Below are 16,360 nucleotides of genomic sequence, written 5' to 3' on the forward strand. Positions count from 1 at the left end.
GAGTGTGGAGTGTGACGGGTGCGCTGCGTCGGCGCTTTTACGGATGTGTCGGGCCGCGTTGCGCCTTTCGGCGGCCTCGTAAATCGAAGTCGATGCGCAAAGCACATAGTGCGCACATCATGGGAGCATATGTCACTTCACGACGATTTCAAGGGCGATCGGTCCTTCAACAATCGGACGCCGGACAACCCCAGGTTTGGCGCCCGCGTCCGATCGAGTGAAAGACCCCTGGAAAAGATAGTCCTCGGGAGAAAGACGTACTGTCCTTGGTTATTAAGTCATCGCCCCCGGCGGCATTGGACCAAGGTCCAATCCTGTGGGCGTGCCTCAAGCCTATTCTTGACCTGATGTACTTTTGTTCGGGAGATTGCCGCGATAACGTTAATGGCCTGTTGACGGCTATGGTCCGTTCGGCTGGTTCGCATGTTAGCTTCGATTTTGAACCCGCTTCGTACGTTCTCCCGGAACCGGAAAAACCGCCCGTCGCAACGTACAGATCGCCTCGCCTCCGGGCTTCCAAGCGGGAAATCCAACTGGAGGGTGAATAAATGAAACCGTTATCGATTCTGGTCGTGACAACGGTGGATAACCCCGTGGAGCAAATTAGCATGAACAATGAGCCCGTCCTGTATTCCTACCGGTGCGCTGGGTGCGGACGACGGGGATCGATACACCTTATCGGTGACGACCACGAGGGCGAAACGATGGCGTGCCGGTCTTCCGGCGCGCCGGTCACCCTCGAATGGGACGGAGGCGTCACTCTGAACGTATTATCAGAAAGTTGAGCAAGCTCTCAAAGTTAAATAAGAACCAATCCTCTGGGAGTGAAGATGGCATATGGACGCGTCGCGAGTCCGCTTAGAGAGCGTCTCGATTGGCTCATCGTCGCGATTAATTCAGGAGCATATGGTGGTACCGTCAGCACACGCAGTGAGGCCTTCTTCAATGACTTTGTCGCCGCGACAGGCGCGCCCATCAAGTCGACGCGAGCCAGTAGGCGTTGTCCTGCACTTTCCGGAGATCTGCTCGAACTGTTTCACCGCGGTCATTTGACGGGTGCCAGACAGACTGCGCCGGCTGGGTCACGCGACAACGGTGTGCCCACATGGTTCTATGCATACCGCATTACGACGGCAGGCAGGTAGCGGAAGCCGTCGAAGGGAAGGACCGCGCGACGCTCGAATGGGATGGCGCGGTCCTTCTGGGCGGCCTAGCAAAAAGTTGATCATCGGGGCTTGGGCGCCTGTTCTTTCAGACTACCTTCGCGAGGAAATCGGGGCGGACCATGCGTACGAATCGATTCGCCGGATACACCCGTTCCGGCGAAGATACGTTTAATTTCATCGAGCCTCTGATTGATCTCATCAAGCGCTTCGTCGTCGGTCATCACTTCACCTCCTCTTGCGGCCCCAATCGAGCGCCGCCGGTCGGCTGTAGCCCGCATGCTTGACCGTTTGCCAATCATGCGAACGAGACGAGCACGTCCGTGTTATCGAACGAGTCGCGCAACAACTCCTTACGCTCGAGCAAGGGAAGCGCCCGCAAGTCACGCCCGCCCGCCGCCAGCACGTCGAACACGTAAAGGCGGGCAGGATGTTGCTTCGCTACGGCGCGCACGTGCATCGGCCAGATGGCGCGGGCGCGCAACTGAAGGCGCTCTAATTAGGACTGCCGGTTGGCTCGTCTGCCGCTAGCTCCGCATCCCACACGAAGTCTCCCGGCACGCTCGCGACAGCCTCAATGTTGTCCGAGAACGAGCGATCGAAGGAGGAACATTGGCGCGAGATTAACTCGATGCGCCAACCTTTCGGACGAGGGAGCGAGAGCCATGGTACTTCAGTTCGAAAAGCCACCCTTCATGCGAAAACGGCGCAGACGCGAGCGTCGGCAGCATCAGGTCCGCCGCGTCGATTAGCGGGATAGCGCTCATGTCTTCGGCAATCGCGCGCTGATATAGGCTAGCTTCGCCCACGCGTAGGCTTCGGGACTGACGTCGCCGACGATGCATCCTGAGTAGGCGCAGAAGTGGCGAAGTCATCCATCGCCGTGTGCCCCAGTTCGTGCTGCGCAGGCGGGTCTGCTTGCAAAACGTAGGCTAGTATCTTGTCGGGCTTTCCGTAGCACATGCTTGTCTCCTTGACTCTTGATTTGGGTACGCAGCTGATCTTGTGTACGCAAATCATCGTCCTCATTCGTGTTGACAGCTTAGAGTCGTTGGCATAGGTAGAACGCGATCACGATGACGATCGATTAAATCGCGATGCCGATTTGAATGCCTTGTGTGACGTCGAAACTCCGAACGCACGGCGACACGAAGCTGTGCTAGGCCTTCTGATTCATCGCAGGGTATCCCTGCGAAGGGCGGAGCCGACTGGTTGACCCGGGTCGGCTACCGCCTTCCTTCGCGCTCAAAGCGGCTTTTTGCTTGGTGGCGTGACAGCGCGGCGGTCGTCTGCACCGGTCGTACGTTCGACCTCTACTTCTGTGCCGCGTACGGTATCGTGGACGGTCTCGGTCCTATTCGATGCTTCCTTGCCGACTACCACCTCCTCGACGACGCGTGCAGTCTTGCCGATGACGGGCTCTTCCTGCGTCTCTCGTATCTCGACGAAACCCTCCTTAATATCAGCCGCTGTCGCGGGCCGGTCTACGGCTCTGCGCTCGATGGTTGCGTGTTCTTCACGGAGGCTGACAGACTCGCTTACCGGCGTTTCGGTCACGCGCGAGTAGACACGAACGCCACCCGTTTGAACTTCGCGTTTTCCGACCTCAAGCGATTCCTGGACGACTGGAAACGCCTTGCGTTCATCGGCAATCTCGTCCGCGGTGTAGGCAGCAGCGTTTCGGTCGTAGGCGGTGTAACCCGTTGAGCGCCACCGCGCGACGCGCGAGTCAATGTCAATAGCGCCAGCCGCATACAAGGCGTCGCGCACACGCTCCACAGCGGACTCGTCTCTTACTTCAACGGAAAGCAGTGCGCTGCCGCGACGGACCGCTTCCTGGTAATGGCCAATCTCTTCGGGCCGGTCGTCGTCGCCAAACAAGTTCTTGAAGAAGTGCTCGACTCGGTCCACTACGCCTTCGTGTGCGTCGCCTGCGGCTCGGCTGGTTTCGACCTCCGTCGTCGCGGCATCCCTGCGAGCCATGGGCGCGCGAGGCGACGGCGCAGCGTCCGCCGCGTGGACGGTCATATCCGTGCGTGCGATGCCTTCCGCTTCGAGGCGCGTTTGAGCGGTCTGTGCCTCTTGAAATGAGTCAAATACACCAATAACAGTCTGAGTCATGACGGGATCTCCAAGGGAAAAGGGATACGCGAGCCGAGATTTGATTCGCGTGTCCAAGCGTACGCAACGCACGTTCCCGATTCGACGCTAATCGGCGCTTGGTTCGGGCTTCCACTCCCCGCTCGCGCCCTCCCGACGCTCGACCACTAACTCCTCGGAGTTAGTAAGGACTTGATGCTCGACGTCCTCAACGATTTCCGTCGTCGTGATATGCACCTCTTCCTTCAGCGTGAGTTGCATTTTGACAACCGGCACATACTCAAAAACGGGGACGACTAGCGTGTTGCCTTCGCGTCGCGTCTGGGTTCGCGCTTCGACCGGCCGGTTGATCGGCACGCGCCGAACTTCGACGTGCTCGCTGCGCAATCGGATCCGGACAGGCTGCATCTCTTCATGCACGAACTTGCGAACGCGCACAGACCCGGTCTCCGTGGTCCTCACGCCGACCGTGAGCTTTTCCTCGATCGCCGACAGGAGGACCTCGTCGGGCGGGTCGGCCGGCGCGTGGGCGTTTTCAGGGTTGTCATCCGCACTCATCGCTATCTCCAATCTGAGCAAGCCACCATCCGGCGAGCAACCGGTGGGCCGGAATCGCATGCGCCCTTGTCTGAGCACCGTGCGACCGCGCGCCGAGGCGACCTCCGCACGTGTCGCAGGGCCCCCGCTTTCTTCCAGCGGCGGCTGATGACGAAAGCCCGCGCCTGCCGAGACGATTGCGATAATCGCGCCCACAATGAGTGCCGCGAAGGAAAACCAACTCGCCCGCGCGACGCTGCGAGCCGCACTGTCGGCGGTTTCGCGCGCTTTCTGTTCGGCCTCAGGGCCGGATGCTGCTGACACCGCCGAGGCGACCGCCGCCTGCACTTGCTGTTTCGCAGAATCGACCAACGAACTCGCATTGCCCGAATGATTCGCTGAGGTCGCCGCGACCTGTGCGCTAGTCGCCGCGACACTGCCCGCAGTACTGACGGCGCCAGTGACCGCGGAAGTCATCCCATAGACGATGAAAAGCGTCATCACGGCCCCGGGCCAGAAGACCGTGCAACCAGCCGAGGACCGGCGCACAGCGTCGGGCGTAGTATGAGCCGACGAAGACTGCAATGACTGTCGTGACGATTACCCATACCCCCGAGCCGAAGCCAAAGCCTTGCAGTGGGTCGGGTCTCGACAACGGCGCGAGCAGTGACGCTCCGACTGCGGTGCCGAGCACGCTCATCACGAGATAGACGATCATCGACAGAATCACGCCCGCGATGATCGAACCCCATGACAGGCGGGGAAGGCCGTAGTGAGTCGTGAGAAGTTTCATTATGGGATGGCTCCAGGATGTTAAGTAGCGCGCCATTTGCAGGGCATCCGACAGCACATCGAACATACGCAAGCGGTATGCCGCCTCCCCCAGAGTTCTCTTCGCAGCTTTCGCAGTCGGTGATTGTTGTAGGTGCTTACGGTTTGCAGAGGTCGACCAGAAGGAAAGTCGCGAGCAAGGTTGCGGCGCTTTCGGCCGCGCACCCGACCGCCCCTCCCGTCGAGAGAGGGTTACGACGAACCACCCGACATTAAAATGAAATTCATTCGACAGAACGAATTGCAGCGCCGGGCCACGAGAGGTGGCGCGACTGGTGCATCGGCGTTTCCCTTGGTCCGTTGGTTTCAAGGTAGAACGGCCCCGCTGTTGCCGGCGACATTCAGCACCGATGGTGCGCGGCGCACTGCGCTTAGAGGCTACGTGCATGCACGTCGTTGTCTGATAGGTAATGCGGCTGCGCCAGCGCGCGGCAAGAGCGAACGAGTTCCGACGATGCCGTGCTCATGCAATTCTGGCTAGAAAACGATTTCGACCGCAGGTGGGCCAGGTCGGCTCAGGAGAAAATATGGACAGCTGCGCACATCCCTTCGCCGGGCTAATGTCGGAGAAGCACTTTGAAGCATTGATATCCGGTGCGCGGGACTATGCGATCTATCTACTCGATGTAGCGGGTTACGTCAGCAGTTGGAACGCGGGTGCGCAGCGCTTCACAGGGTATTCCCCGGAAGAAGTAATTGGCCAACATTTTTCATTGTTTTACATCGATGACGATCGGGCAACGGGGCTGCCACAGCGTGCGCTCGACATAGCGCTGCGGGAAGGTACATTTGAGCAGGAGGGCTGGCGTGTGCGCAAGGTTGGCACACGGTTCTGGGCCAGCGTCGTTATCAATCCGGTACGCGACGAATACGGTGCGCACATCGGCTTCGTCAAGATCACACGTGACATTACCGAGCGCAAGCTCTCGCAGGAGGCTCTGCGGCAGAGCGAGGAGCGCTTCCGTCTGCTCGTGCAGGGCGTGACGGACTATGCGCTGTGCATTCTTTCGCCAGAAGGCGTCGTGACGAACTGGAACTCGGGAGCTGAACGGATCAAGGGATACAAGGAACCAGAGATCGTCGGTCAGCACTTCTCATGTTTCTATACGACAGACGATCAGAACAACGGCATGCCCGCGGCAACCCTGAATCGCGCCTTGAAAGAAGGGCGCTCGGAACAGGAAGGCTGGCGCGTGCGCAAAGACGGCTCGCGGTTCTGGGCACAGGTCGTGGTCGATGCCATTCGGAATGAGGCTGGCGACCTAGTAGGGTATGCCAAGATCACGCGCGACATCAGCGAGCGAAAGAATAGTGTCGACGCGCTTGAACGCGCCAATGCAGAGCTCCATCAGGCACAGAAGATGGAAGCCTTCGGGCAATTGACCGGTGAGATCGCCCACGACTTCAACAATCTGCTGGCGGTCATGTCGAGCGGCATTGAATTCCTCATGACTCAGCAGCCAAATCACCTCAGCTTGAAAATGCTGGATTCGATGCGACGGACGGTCGATCACGGAGCTACCTTGTCGCGGCAGTTGCTGTCCTTCGCACGTCAGCGACCGCTGGAACCGGGACACTTTGAACTAACTTCCGTCATCGAAAGGTTTGAACCGGTTTTGCGGCACGCAGCGCCATCATCGGTCGATCTCCGAATAGAGGCAAGTTCCAGTGTCCGGCCAGTGCGGGTCGACGTCGCACGCTTTGAGACGGCGCTGCTGAATCTCGTAGTGAACGCCCGGGACGCCCTGTCGGGGCCAGGTAGCATCCGGGTTCAGGTCAACGACGTGGATCTTTCTACTGACGGACAAATTGGAACTCTGCCCGCCGGTCAATATGTGCAGGTGAGCGTCATCGATACGGGCTGCGGCATGTCTCCGGACGTGGCCAAGCGTGTTTGGGAGCCATTTTTTACGACGAAAGACCCGGAAAAAGGAACCGGTCTGGGCTTGAGCCAGGTGTACGGCTTCATTACTCAGAGCTGTGGGGAAGTTTGTATCGAAAGCGAACCGGGTGCGGGAACGACGGTGAGCCTCTACCTACCCGTTGCCGGAGGAAATGTCGACGAGCGCAGCAGCGTCCCTGAGCCCACGAGCGAAACGGCTCTCTCCGTCCTCGATGAAGGAGATTCTTCTTGCGACGGCGGGAACTCCAGCGAAGCATCGACTGCTCGGTCCTGACGCCGAGCAAGAGCCGAGAGGCGATCTAGACGCTGAGAAGTGACCGACGCGTCGACTTACTCTCTTTACCGACGGCGGGGTGCCTGGAGATAAGAATGAAATCGCGGCGCCTCGCGTAGCCAGAGCAATACGACCGAAGGTCCGCGTCGGAGGCGACTGCCTCAGCGAGCGGGGCCTCCTAAACCGATCACAACGGTCTGACGTCATGTGCTGACGCGTCGCTCCGTCATCTAGCGGTTAAAGGCACGTTTTGCGACTAAAAGAGTGGGTGGCCTCGCCGGGCTTTTGGAACGCCGGCACCATCGTGAAGCGTTCCGTCTACATCTTTTGCGATATATCCAATGCAACCCATTGCTAAACCTGTGCGTACCATGGAAATCCAGTCGGTCGATCTGGACGGTCAACTGCTCCGCGTCGGCATTCGGAGCGGCAGCGCTGCTTCGCCGCCGCTCGTCTTGTTCAACGGCATCGGTGCCAATCTCGAACTGCTCGAACCGTTTATCGAGGCACTTGGCGACGTGGAAGTCGTTATCTTCGATATTCCGGGCGTGGGCTGGTCTCCCGCGCCGCGTGCGCCATATCGCTTCTCGAAGTTGTCGGTACTGACCGACAAGCTGCTCTCAAAGCTGGGCTATGACGGACCCGTCGACGTGCTCGGTGTGTCGTGGGGAGGAGCGCTTGCGCAGCAGTTCGCGCGTCGCTATCCGTCGCGTTGCCGAAGACTTGTGCTCGCCGCCACCACACCGGGCGTCATCATGGTCCCGGCCCGGCTTTCAGTCCTTTTCAAGATGATCGGACCGCGCCGGTATCGGGACCCCGCTTTTCTACAGAAGATCGGCGCCGATATCTATGGCGGCATGTACCGACGCAATCCCGAATTGCTGAAGGAGCACGGGCACCACATTCAGCCCCCCGGCGGCCGTGGATACGTGTATCAGTTGTTGGCCTTGTGCGGCTGGAGCAGCCTGCCTTGGCTCGGTCGCCTGCGCCAGCCGACGCTCGTCATGCACGGCGACGACGATCCCATCGTCCCGCTTGTCAACGCGCGGATTCTCGCCGCCCGTATTCGCCACTCGACGCTTCACGTCATTGAGGACGGCCATCTCTTCCTCGTCACGCAAACGAGTAGAGTGGCTCACGTGGTGCGCGACTTCCTGCGGCGGGAGGCGGGTTGAGCGGCCGATCGGCAATCCGACGACCTTGTGCTGGGGCGGCCTGACTAGAATGGCTGCTTTGCCGTAGAAGCGAACGTCGAGGCTTCTCTTGGTCCAGAGTTCGAGTCACGGCCTGAGACGGTCAGTCAAGGGTTTTCCGAGGGCAGGTGCAGCCCACATCCTTGACCTTGTAGCCTCGGGCGTCGCTCATTCATGAAACAGCGAATGTCGAGGAAACGTCGTGCGCCCACCTGGCGAGTTGCCCACTGCCGGCCAGCGTCATGGTCATAACAGGCGGCCCGGGCCGGCTTTCCAGGAACCGCGCGCTACTGCGGCTGTCCATTGCGTTGTCCGCTCGCGTGCCACGATCCGGCGTTGCGTCGACACACTGCGCGCTGAGGTGCTCGCGTCGCGCGGCGCTATTTATTACGGTCAGTGATCCGGCCAACAAACTTCCAGCCGTGATCGCGTATCCAGACGTATGTATAGTCGGTCGGACCGTCGATGAATACCGTTAGTGGGTGGTTTGCAATAGAGTCCTCCTTCTGTTGTGACGCCACCGCCGGCGTAATGCGCGAGCTTTTCATCGACTATCAGCTGACGGTCGCAGGGCGCCTGAGCGCGGCGGCAAAGCGAATCTACGCGTGCTGCTGCGTGTCACGTCGATGCAGACGCACGATGCTGGCGACAGAGTAACCCAACCGCGTTTTCTGACCTTCCTGCTTCTTCAATAGGCACTTATCGGACTCGTTGCCGTTATTCCATGCGCGGGGACGGCAGCGGCCTTTCTCCGTCCAACGGCCACTCGCTCTCGCGGGGTCGCCCGCCGATTGTCGGCCCATGCTCGTACGGCAGCGGTCTTTCTCAATGACCTACGTCAGCACGACATGGTCGCGCCCGGCGGTGTCAGCGCACGGACCCGCAACGAGGGTGTGGACCTGCCGCCGGGAGAAGCGCCCCGCGTATCCGCCCCCACCCGGCAGCGGGGGACGCGTTCCTGATCCCTCGCGTCCGCACGGGCATGGCAATCGGGCGAGGCACGAGGCTTGCGACCTTCAGCCCGGCAGTCGGTCGTTGCGCAGGTCGCGGCGGCAGCGGCAAAGCGTGCGCCCTGGATCCGGAGAACAGATCGCGCGTGTGGCTGGCTTGTGCTCCAAAGTGGTGAGGGTTAGTAGGCGATCTTACTGCCACCCCTTGCCTAAGCGGCCACGCGATCCACGAGTAAAGAACGAAACAACTATAAAACAAGAGTTCGACAATGGTGCCGACTGCCGAAGGATCAAGCGTTTCTGGTAGTGCAACAAAGGCCTGAAGGTCCGGAATCTACCGGGTCAACGAGCTTCCCTTTATAGGAGTGTTCAATGTTTCCATATTTTCCTCAACAGGCTTCGTCATTTGCAAATGCCAATCTCCAAATCTTGATGAATGTGACCGAGCGCTACGCCCGTGGTGTCCAGCAATTAGCCGAATTGAACGTCCAGACGGTGAAGACTCTATGGGAGGAGAGCAGCTCAGTGGCGAACGCCGGGACCGCTGCCAAACCGGGCGACTTTATCAGCTGGGAATCGACGCTTTTTGCCGAACTCCCGGAAAAGGCAGCCGCGTACAGCCGGCACTTCTTCTCGATTGTCCGCGCGACCGAAGCCGACATTCTCAACGAAGCGCGCAGCCAATATGAAAAGTACGGCATCAACGTGAAGGGCGCGTTTGAATCGGCGTTACAGGAGGGTCAATCGGCCTCGCAAAAGGCGTCTGCATTGGTGGCGGACGTCACGGACCGTTCGGCGCTGGCCGCACGTGAAATTGCCAGCGATGTGGCCGATGCGAACACCGATGTCATGCGGTCCACAGTCGAGGCGTCTTACAACGCAGCGGAGGATCTCGAAGATGCAACCGAAAGGGTGACGCGCTCCTCAAAGTCCGGCGCTAAGCGCTGACAGCGTGCCCCTGCCGTGATGTGTTGGTTCGCCTCATTCCGGCCCGCTGTATGCGGGCCGGTTTCACAGGCGCCCAAACCGGATCGCGGACTCCGCCGCATCGGCGATTTTCACGACGTTTGGCGACGGAGTGGAGGCCACATTCGGTGACTCAAGCTTCGCGGGCGGCGTCGCGCCGCAGGGCCCATAGGCCACCGGACAGATGCTCCACCTGAAAAAGTGAACGCCGAACGCCAGCGGTACTACGGGCTCACCGTCCGGGGCGTCGGGTGCGAGCACCATGGGAAAGGGCGCGGGCAACTCTCAAAAGCAGATGGAGCAGGGAGGGATGGATTCCCCCGCCTCAGGAAGCGGACCGAAGAAGGCGTACTGACAAAAGAGCACCTGCAGACAACGTAACGCGCAAACCTTGGGGCTAGTCGGCACTGCGTGTGCCTCTGCCAATAACAGTGAACGCGCTTTCACGGGTGCCGACCGCATGGAGGGCGTCGAGTCCGTCCTCCAACCGCGACGCCCTCAAGCACCGAACAGCCGAGCATTGCGAGATCAGTGAGTCAACAAGTCCACAATTCACTCCCAGGGCGCTACGGGTCGTCGTGCGGTGTCCGCTCGCCGGAATATCCTTTAGCTCCCGATAGAAAAGATCGCGGCTTGAGTCAATCGATGAAACTCTAGAGTCGGAGTCGGCACCAGCAAAATTGGCGATCAGCGCCCTACTCAAGAGAAACCGAGTGCTCGATTCCTGATCGCATTACGCTATGTCCTCGCACGCTATCGCCGCCCTGAATTCAATAAGCGGCGGATTGCCGTGGAGCCCGCCTCGACACCCGATGTACGAGGCAAGTAAGCGTCGCGCCTGAGTCGCGCTGTAGGATGACGACTGCGACAATGCGATCGGCGCGCGCATTGCCGCCCCGCGGACATACCACGATTCCAAGCGCCAGCGCCAACTCTATATAGTGGGTCGTCGTTGTCACGTCCGGCCGGATCGGCGTGCTGCCACCGTGCGGCAGGGTCGGTCGAGCGCAGCGCGTACAGGTTCGCTACCTCCAACCGCCCATACTTCGCAGACCACCGCGCTATCGGGGCGGCGCCTGATCGTAGGATCGTCCGCAAGGAGATCAGCGCCCGATGGGTTCAGCATCAGGAAGGCGAGCGTCGGCAGGCTGCGGTTCCACTCGCGCCAGAGATGCTACCGGTCTGGTCGCAGCCGCTGATGTATGCGCCGCGCTCGCCCGCGAGGTATTGACAGACAAGGTATTTCATGCGTTGGCTCCCGGGCCGCTCTTTTTACGTTCGTTATTGAACAGACGGCGGTCGTGATGCAAGCGTAATGATGAGTTTCGCGACCAATAGCAAGAGAGACCCTCATGCACCGCGATCTGACCATTGGTGAGTACGCCGTCGCGATCACCGCAGAGCGTAAATGCCTTGTGAGCCCCAACGTAGTTACTGGCTACACGGTTCGCTTCGCCATCAGACGAGTCGACGACAAAGCCCTGACGGGCAACTTGTTCGTCGAGACATCGGAAGAAATCGCCCCGCAAAATCATTATTTCGCCTCAGTCAAGGCTGCTCTCGACGCTGGCGAACAGATGGGACGCATGCGTATCACCGACTTCGACGCGGCCCGAGGGCTCAGCTAAGGGTTTCATAATGGCACTCGGGAGAATCCGCCTCGTCACGCCGACGCGCGCCAGATTGGGCAGCTCGCCCGGACGCCCCGAGTGAGAGGTTACTGTGGGAAGCAACGAGGTACTCGATTTTCCCATTCTCACTGTAGCCACTCCTTTGCGCTTTCGCTGTTCACTAACGAGTTGACGTTGATTTATCAAAATCCGCTCGTCGGCCGCACCTGGCAGCGTTGCGACGACGTGCTTGGCAAGCACGGTGACCTCCGCCTCGAATCTGACTGGCGCATCGCGTCGAGAGAGTGGGAGGCCACAAGGTGGGGTCGTCAGTCCTATCTTGATGAATCTGTTCATGCATTATGCGTTCGACTGCTGAATGACGCGGGCTTATCAAAAGCTCCCTTTCGCTCGCTACGTAGGAGAATACCCCATGGCTCAAGAATTTCCCCTCAAGCCCGGCGATGAAGCCGAGCCCGGCACGCCTGGCACTGGTGAGGACCTGTGCCAGGCCTGCAAAGGTTCTGGCACGAATGATGTTGAGGAATGCGCATATGCGGCGGCACAGGCAAGGTGGTTCAGGGCGTCGGTGGAGGTTGACGCGAGCGGAGCCCATCTTCTCGTCGGCACTTCGAAACGAGGCCGCCCTTTGCCCGTGCTTCGCGATATCGTTGATCGCGCGGTGCCTGGGGGCACCTGGATTACAACTGGCCGCGGCAACGCCACCCACGGAAGCGACAGGGCCTCAGTCGCGCGCCACAGCGAAAGCGGCGACGCAGGCGACTACAATACAGACCATGGTGAAGCTTCGACGGGGCGGTTGAGTTCCGGCTCCCGTAACACGACTTTGTGAGCGTTGAGAGGAAGCCCGCCGCACCCGGCGGGACCACCCAATGCGTTCCCTTTAGGGGGCAATATGGAACAGCATTACAAGCCAGGCCAAACAGTTCAAATGTCGGGTATCTATAAGGTCGTCAAAGACGGCACGGCTAACTCCGGATTTGAAGTTATCTGCCTCGTCGGCGACTATTTCCTGCCTCTGCGCACGGGCGAAAGCGCGCACTACGAATTGCTCCGTACGATCACTCATGCCCACGAGCATGCCGAACTTGGATGCGGGGATCTGACCGAGCGGGACACGTAGCGCTAATTTCCGCGAGGAGCCTCGAGCAACGAGCGACTTAACCCGACTGTTTCCGCTTCGCAAATCTGAGCCACAAGGCGGATGCGAGGGCTCTCGCCGCATCGCCCGTTGGTCCGCGGCGGGATCATCGGCCATTGCTTCGACGAGGTAATGCGGCGAACGGCGGCAATGTGGCCTGTCGAAATCGCGCGCGGCGTTACTTTCCTCTGAGCTCCGTGCAAGCACACGAGTCGCACACATACGCCCGCGCGGCCTGCGGGGCCGAACGCTCTTTGTATTATCGACAGGACTTCGATCATGCGTTTGAAGGAAGCCACCGCCTGCCCCGGCGCTCCGCCTAGCCAACTGCCGCTTGTTGTCGTCAGCGCGCGGCCAGCATGCCGACAATGATTCCGCCCAGCGCCGCCATCGCAATCGCCTTCCATGGGCTATCGTGGACGAAGTCATCGGTGGATTCGGACACCACGCGGCATTTTGCGCGGATCATGTCCTGGGTATCTGAGAACGTCTCCCTCGCCACGGTGAGTGTGCTTTTCCCTGGCGGCATGAACGTGCTGCCCTTGCCTTCGGACCCGGTGACGAGCGGCTGCGCGAGCACCGCCAGACCGCTGCTATCTCCTTCGCCGGATGGCGCACTGGTTGCCGCGTCCATCGCCTTCGCGACCTCGGTGCGCGCGAGCACCGGTCCCTCTGGTAGCCCTTCATAACCGGACTTCTCGCTGTCCATAAGTCCTCCTTTAACGAACGTGCAGACGGCCCCAACCGCCGTCACCAGTCATCCACGCATCATCCCGCAACAACCGTTCCGCCCGACGGTCTTGGAGCGACGGAGAAGCAGCACTCTGCGCCCCGCTTGCGCAATGCATTCATCAAGCAAGCCGCCGCGCGAGCTCAATGACCCGCGCTGCCCGCTAGACTTGCTGGCATTGCCTGCGGTTACCGCCGGTGAAATCTACAACGCCACGCAAGCAGAGCGGTGAAAGCGGCCCCGCGTGAGGGAGGCGTAGCACACGTCGAAGTCGGCGAGCACCTCGCGATGGATTCAATGAAATAGTAAAAAAAGGATAACGAGAACGACCACGGGTACGCCAAGCAACCAGCCAAGTAAATAAGGCATTTCAGTTCCTCCATCGGTGTTGAAGTCCGTGCTGTCAGCTTCCACGATGGCCTCTGATTGCATAAGTCGAGCTTGTCTGAAAAGCATGTAGGTGGTGGCCTAGGCCCTTTGTGCGCGTGCTATATCGCCTTGTGCCGCTGGAGGCGTCCACGTCGACCGTGAAGAGAGTCCTTCGTTGTCCCTCGGCGGGTTGCAGCAGAGCACCGTAGGGGATAGCGTTCTCAATCCGCTCAAGATCGGAATTGTGAGACGGATGCCTTGCCCAACTGTGGTGTCGGGCAAGGATTGACGCAGGTCCGCGGGCCTACCCCTAACCGGCACGTTCGACGAGAAGGTCTGTCTCAGACGTCTAAAATGCAGGGGACGCTCGGGAAGACAATTAGTTTAGAGAACTTCGGTCAGGTACGAAGGCTGCGCATGGAAACCATATGCGGAAATTGGTGCGGTATCGTGCAAGGATCGGGGGCACGGAATCGCGTGTCGACGGCCGAAGGCGCCCATCGACGAGGGCGTGTGGCACGAGCCCGCCATCTTGACGCCCGGAGCGGCGTCGAGTCGAGACGTCGCGAAGTTCATATGGGAGCCGATTATGCGCATTCTATTCATCGAAGACGACCCTCGGCTTGCCGACGCTTTCGCAGCTCCTGCGGCCTCAAATGGCCACGATGCTGAGGTTGCGTATGATGGGCGCTCGGCACTGGCCCTTACCGGTGCAAACGCATATGACGCTATCTTCCTCGATATCGGCCTTCCGGACGCCGACGGACGAGAACTTTGCCAACGAATTCGGGTTGCAAGCATAAATGCTAACGCGTGCGTGGTTGCCGTGACCGGGCACGCAAATCTAAGCGGTGAGGAGCTGGAGACGTTTGACGGATATCTGGTAAAGCCGATTTTGCAGGAGACCTTGGAGCACGCGATAAGGGGGTGTTGACGAGATCTAAAATCCTCGACGGCTCCAGCATGTTCTCGGCGACGTGTTCAGCTATCTGAGCGAGAATGGCGGGCATTCCGACTAGACGCATCATTTCAAGGATGCCTATAACCGGCCCATTAAACTTGCCGCTATTCGGTCAATACTTTATCGAGTCCGCAAGCGCGGCGACCGTCCGGGTCGTCCAGGTGCTCAGTCCGGCCTGCAGCGCCGTGCGAATCGCTCGCTTCGGCCCAAGAACGACCACGCCAACGAGCAGGGCTGCAATGAGAACTGCATTCGGCGTTCTCAGCAGCCACGGCCCGACGTCAGTCGCGACGCGCGATCTCCGAGGAGTACGGGCCGGCGCAAGTTCGTTGCTTATCGCCTGAAATTCCGCGCGCGTCTCTGCCATACGTGCGAGCACAATGGATTGTGCGTCCGCGTATCTCATGTTTTTGACTTCCGCGTCTCTCATGTGTTTGACTCCTTGACCGCTTCCAAGTCACGCTCAATTTCTGTTCGCAAGGTTTGGAACGGTTCGGCGGGATGACGGGAACGCATCAAGATGCCGGCGACGAGTGTCACGAGCAGCCACACCGCGGCGACGCCCCACGCCACGGCAACGAAGTACGGTGAACCGGCCGCAGTAATGATTACGGCGATACAAAAAAAGGAGAGCGTGAAGAGTGCGCCGATTGCCAATACCACTAGGGCGACGACTTCGTGCAGCAATCGGGACTTCGTTTCAGCCATTTCGATCCGAAACAGCTCGCTATAATCCCAGATGCGTCGTGACAACAAGCGACCGACGTTTCGCCACCGCGCGATCTTCGATTGAACCGTCATGGCTAGCTCCCTTCTACGTACTCCATCCCAGTTTGCTCCGGAGACGGTCTGGTAAGTCCTTCGGCACCTCGTGTTGTACACGTCGACGCGCCCCAGGCGTATTCGACGTCGTGCGGCCGCTGCCTCGCATCACTCCCACCAGAAATCCGATCAGTGCAGCGATACCCAACGCGACCAACGGGCTTTCCGCAGTTCGGGTGCGCACCAACGTCGAAGTGTCCGAGCAAAGCGTTTTCGCCTTCTCGCGCAACTCACCGGCTTTGCCGGCAGCCGCTGTTGAAGCGTCGTCAACCACATTGCCCACAGCCTGCCGGAGCGTGCCCGTCGCTTCGTGAGCAGCCTCCTCCATTTTGTTCGTGTCCATTTCTCGTTACTCCGGTTATCGCAAATCGCGAGTGAGCAGGTGTTGTGCCTAGAGAACCTAGGAATACGTCAGGGGGAAAGACTGGGTCACCGCTCGGCTGCCGCGGCTCGGACGCCGATGATGACGGGTGTTCGCGTTGGTCGAAGACGACCGCCGGTGACAAGTGCGCCCACGCGGAACATTGATTGCTGACTGAAAATCGCCGTCCGATGCCGCGCCGTCACGTTTCGCTGCCGAACGGTAACCTTGCGAACGGCTCGGAGGGAAGCATGAAGGCGCTTAGATGGCAAGGAAAGAAAGACATTCGCTGCGATACAGTCCCCGACCCGAAGATTGAGCATCCGCGCGATGCAATTATCAAGGTTTCGACCTGCGCGATCTGCGGCTCGGATTTGCACCTTTTCGATGGTTTCATGCCTGGGATGGAATCCGGGGACATCATGGGA

Annotated in this window: 16 protein-coding genes and 3 pseudogenes; 8 read left to right on the forward strand and 11 right to left on the reverse strand. The window is 59.7% G+C overall.

Annotation, left to right across the window (positions count from 1 at the left end; genetic code table 11):
- Positions 1-1,225 precede the first annotated feature (1,225 nt).
- The 5 genes and pseudogenes from BG61_RS43055 to BG61_RS35465 form a co-directional block, all read right to left on the reverse strand.
- Entirely contained in the window at positions 1,226-1,387 is a 162-nt protein-coding gene (locus tag BG61_RS43055; RefSeq protein WP_161783724.1) for a hypothetical protein, read from the reverse strand.
- Positions 1,388-1,461: 74 nt separating this feature from the next.
- Positions 1,462-1,647 (reverse strand): ATP-dependent DNA ligase, encoded by a 186-nt coding sequence (locus BG61_RS43750; RefSeq protein WP_035942811.1) that lies wholly within the window; start codon positions 1,645-1,647, stop codon positions 1,462-1,464.
- 761 nt (positions 1,648-2,408) lie between these two features.
- Entirely contained in the window at positions 2,409-3,284 is an 876-nt protein-coding gene (locus tag BG61_RS35455; protein WP_035942813.1) for a YsnF/AvaK domain-containing protein, read from the reverse strand.
- Positions 3,285-3,371: 87 nt separating this feature from the next.
- Positions 3,372-3,881, reverse strand: coding sequence for a YsnF/AvaK domain-containing protein (locus BG61_RS35460; protein ID WP_325099857.1), 510 nt, complete (start codon positions 3,879-3,881; stop codon positions 3,372-3,374).
- Positions 3,882-3,896: 15 nt separating this feature from the next.
- Positions 3,897-4,593 (reverse strand): annotated as a pseudogene (locus BG61_RS35465) (YrzE family protein); the annotation flags it as partial.
- A 565-nt stretch (positions 4,594-5,158) separates the two neighbouring features.
- Here BG61_RS35465 and BG61_RS35470 point away from each other — a divergent pair.
- The 3 genes from BG61_RS35470 (at position 5,159) to phaP (ending at position 9,899) form a co-directional block, all read left to right on the forward strand.
- Positions 5,159-6,808, forward strand: coding sequence for a hybrid sensor histidine kinase/response regulator (locus BG61_RS35470; RefSeq protein WP_051673015.1), 1,650 nt, complete (start codon positions 5,159-5,161; stop codon positions 6,806-6,808).
- Positions 6,809-7,179: 371 nt separating this feature from the next.
- On the forward strand, positions 7,180-7,983 hold the full coding sequence (gene phaZ / locus BG61_RS35475) for a poly(3-hydroxyalkanoate) depolymerase (protein WP_233469199.1): 804 nt from the start codon (positions 7,180-7,182) through the stop codon (positions 7,981-7,983).
- Positions 7,984-9,323: 1,340 nt separating this feature from the next.
- On the forward strand, positions 9,324-9,899 hold the full coding sequence (gene phaP / locus BG61_RS35480) for a TIGR01841 family phasin (RefSeq protein WP_035942816.1): 576 nt from the start codon (positions 9,324-9,326) through the stop codon (positions 9,897-9,899).
- Positions 9,900-10,670: 771 nt separating this feature from the next.
- Here the strand turns inward: phaP and BG61_RS45130 are convergent.
- A complete protein-coding gene (locus BG61_RS45130; protein ID WP_411776662.1) occupies positions 10,671-11,015 on the reverse strand; it encodes a DUF1643 domain-containing protein in 345 nt (114 codons plus the stop codon).
- Positions 11,002-11,076, reverse strand: a pseudogene (locus tag BG61_RS45135) (DUF1643 domain-containing protein); the annotation flags it as partial. The pseudogene BG61_RS45135 and the gene BG61_RS45130, both read right to left, overlap by 14 nt.
- A gap of 193 nt (positions 11,077-11,269) precedes the next feature.
- On the opposite strand from BG61_RS45135, the gene BG61_RS35485 reads away from it, so the two are divergent.
- The 3 genes from BG61_RS35485 (at position 11,270) to BG61_RS35490 (ending at position 12,671) form a co-directional block, all read left to right on the forward strand.
- A complete protein-coding gene (locus BG61_RS35485; protein ID WP_035942817.1) occupies positions 11,270-11,545 on the forward strand; it encodes a hypothetical protein in 276 nt (91 codons plus the stop codon).
- Positions 11,546-11,960: 415 nt separating this feature from the next.
- On the forward strand, positions 11,961-12,380 hold the full coding sequence (locus BG61_RS43475) for a hypothetical protein (RefSeq protein ID WP_169743337.1): 420 nt from the start codon (positions 11,961-11,963) through the stop codon (positions 12,378-12,380).
- Between the two features lie 63 nt (positions 12,381-12,443).
- On the forward strand, positions 12,444-12,671 hold the full coding sequence (locus tag BG61_RS35490) for a hypothetical protein (RefSeq protein ID WP_035942819.1): 228 nt from the start codon (positions 12,444-12,446) through the stop codon (positions 12,669-12,671).
- Between the two features lie 361 nt (positions 12,672-13,032).
- On the opposite strand, the gene BG61_RS44435 is transcribed toward BG61_RS35490, so the two are convergent.
- Positions 13,033-13,398, reverse strand: coding sequence for an ElaB/YgaM/YqjD family protein (locus tag BG61_RS44435; protein WP_035942820.1), 366 nt, complete (start codon positions 13,396-13,398; stop codon positions 13,033-13,035).
- 979 nt (positions 13,399-14,377) lie between these two features.
- On the opposite strand from BG61_RS44435, the gene BG61_RS35500 reads away from it, so the two are divergent.
- On the forward strand, positions 14,378-14,722 hold the full coding sequence (locus tag BG61_RS35500) for a response regulator (protein WP_035942825.1): 345 nt from the start codon (positions 14,378-14,380) through the stop codon (positions 14,720-14,722).
- A gap of 139 nt (positions 14,723-14,861) precedes the next feature.
- Here BG61_RS35500 and BG61_RS35505 read toward each other — a convergent pair whose 3' ends face one another.
- From BG61_RS35505 to BG61_RS35515, 3 genes are read right to left on the reverse strand one after another with little or no spacing between them, the layout of a single operon-like run.
- On the reverse strand, positions 14,862-15,179 hold the full coding sequence (locus BG61_RS35505) for a hypothetical protein (protein WP_233469200.1): 318 nt from the start codon (positions 15,177-15,179) through the stop codon (positions 14,862-14,864).
- On the reverse strand, positions 15,176-15,550 hold the full coding sequence (locus BG61_RS35510; RefSeq protein WP_035942821.1) for a phage holin family protein: 375 nt from the start codon (positions 15,548-15,550) through the stop codon (positions 15,176-15,178). The genes BG61_RS35505 and BG61_RS35510 overlap by 4 nt, the downstream gene beginning before the upstream one ends.
- A gap of 13 nt (positions 15,551-15,563) precedes the next feature.
- Complete coding sequence (locus BG61_RS35515) at positions 15,564-15,914, reverse strand: CsbD family protein (RefSeq protein WP_051673016.1); 351 nt, start codon at positions 15,912-15,914, stop codon at positions 15,564-15,566.
- A 269-nt stretch (positions 15,915-16,183) separates the two neighbouring features.
- Between BG61_RS35515 and BG61_RS40870 the strand changes: the two are divergent.
- Positions 16,184-16,360 (forward strand): annotated as a pseudogene (locus BG61_RS40870) (alcohol dehydrogenase catalytic domain-containing protein); the annotation flags it as partial.

The sequence above is a fragment of the Caballeronia glathei genome, from assembly GCF_000698595.1.
GTDB lineage: Bacteria > Pseudomonadota > Gammaproteobacteria > Burkholderiales > Burkholderiaceae > Caballeronia > Caballeronia glathei.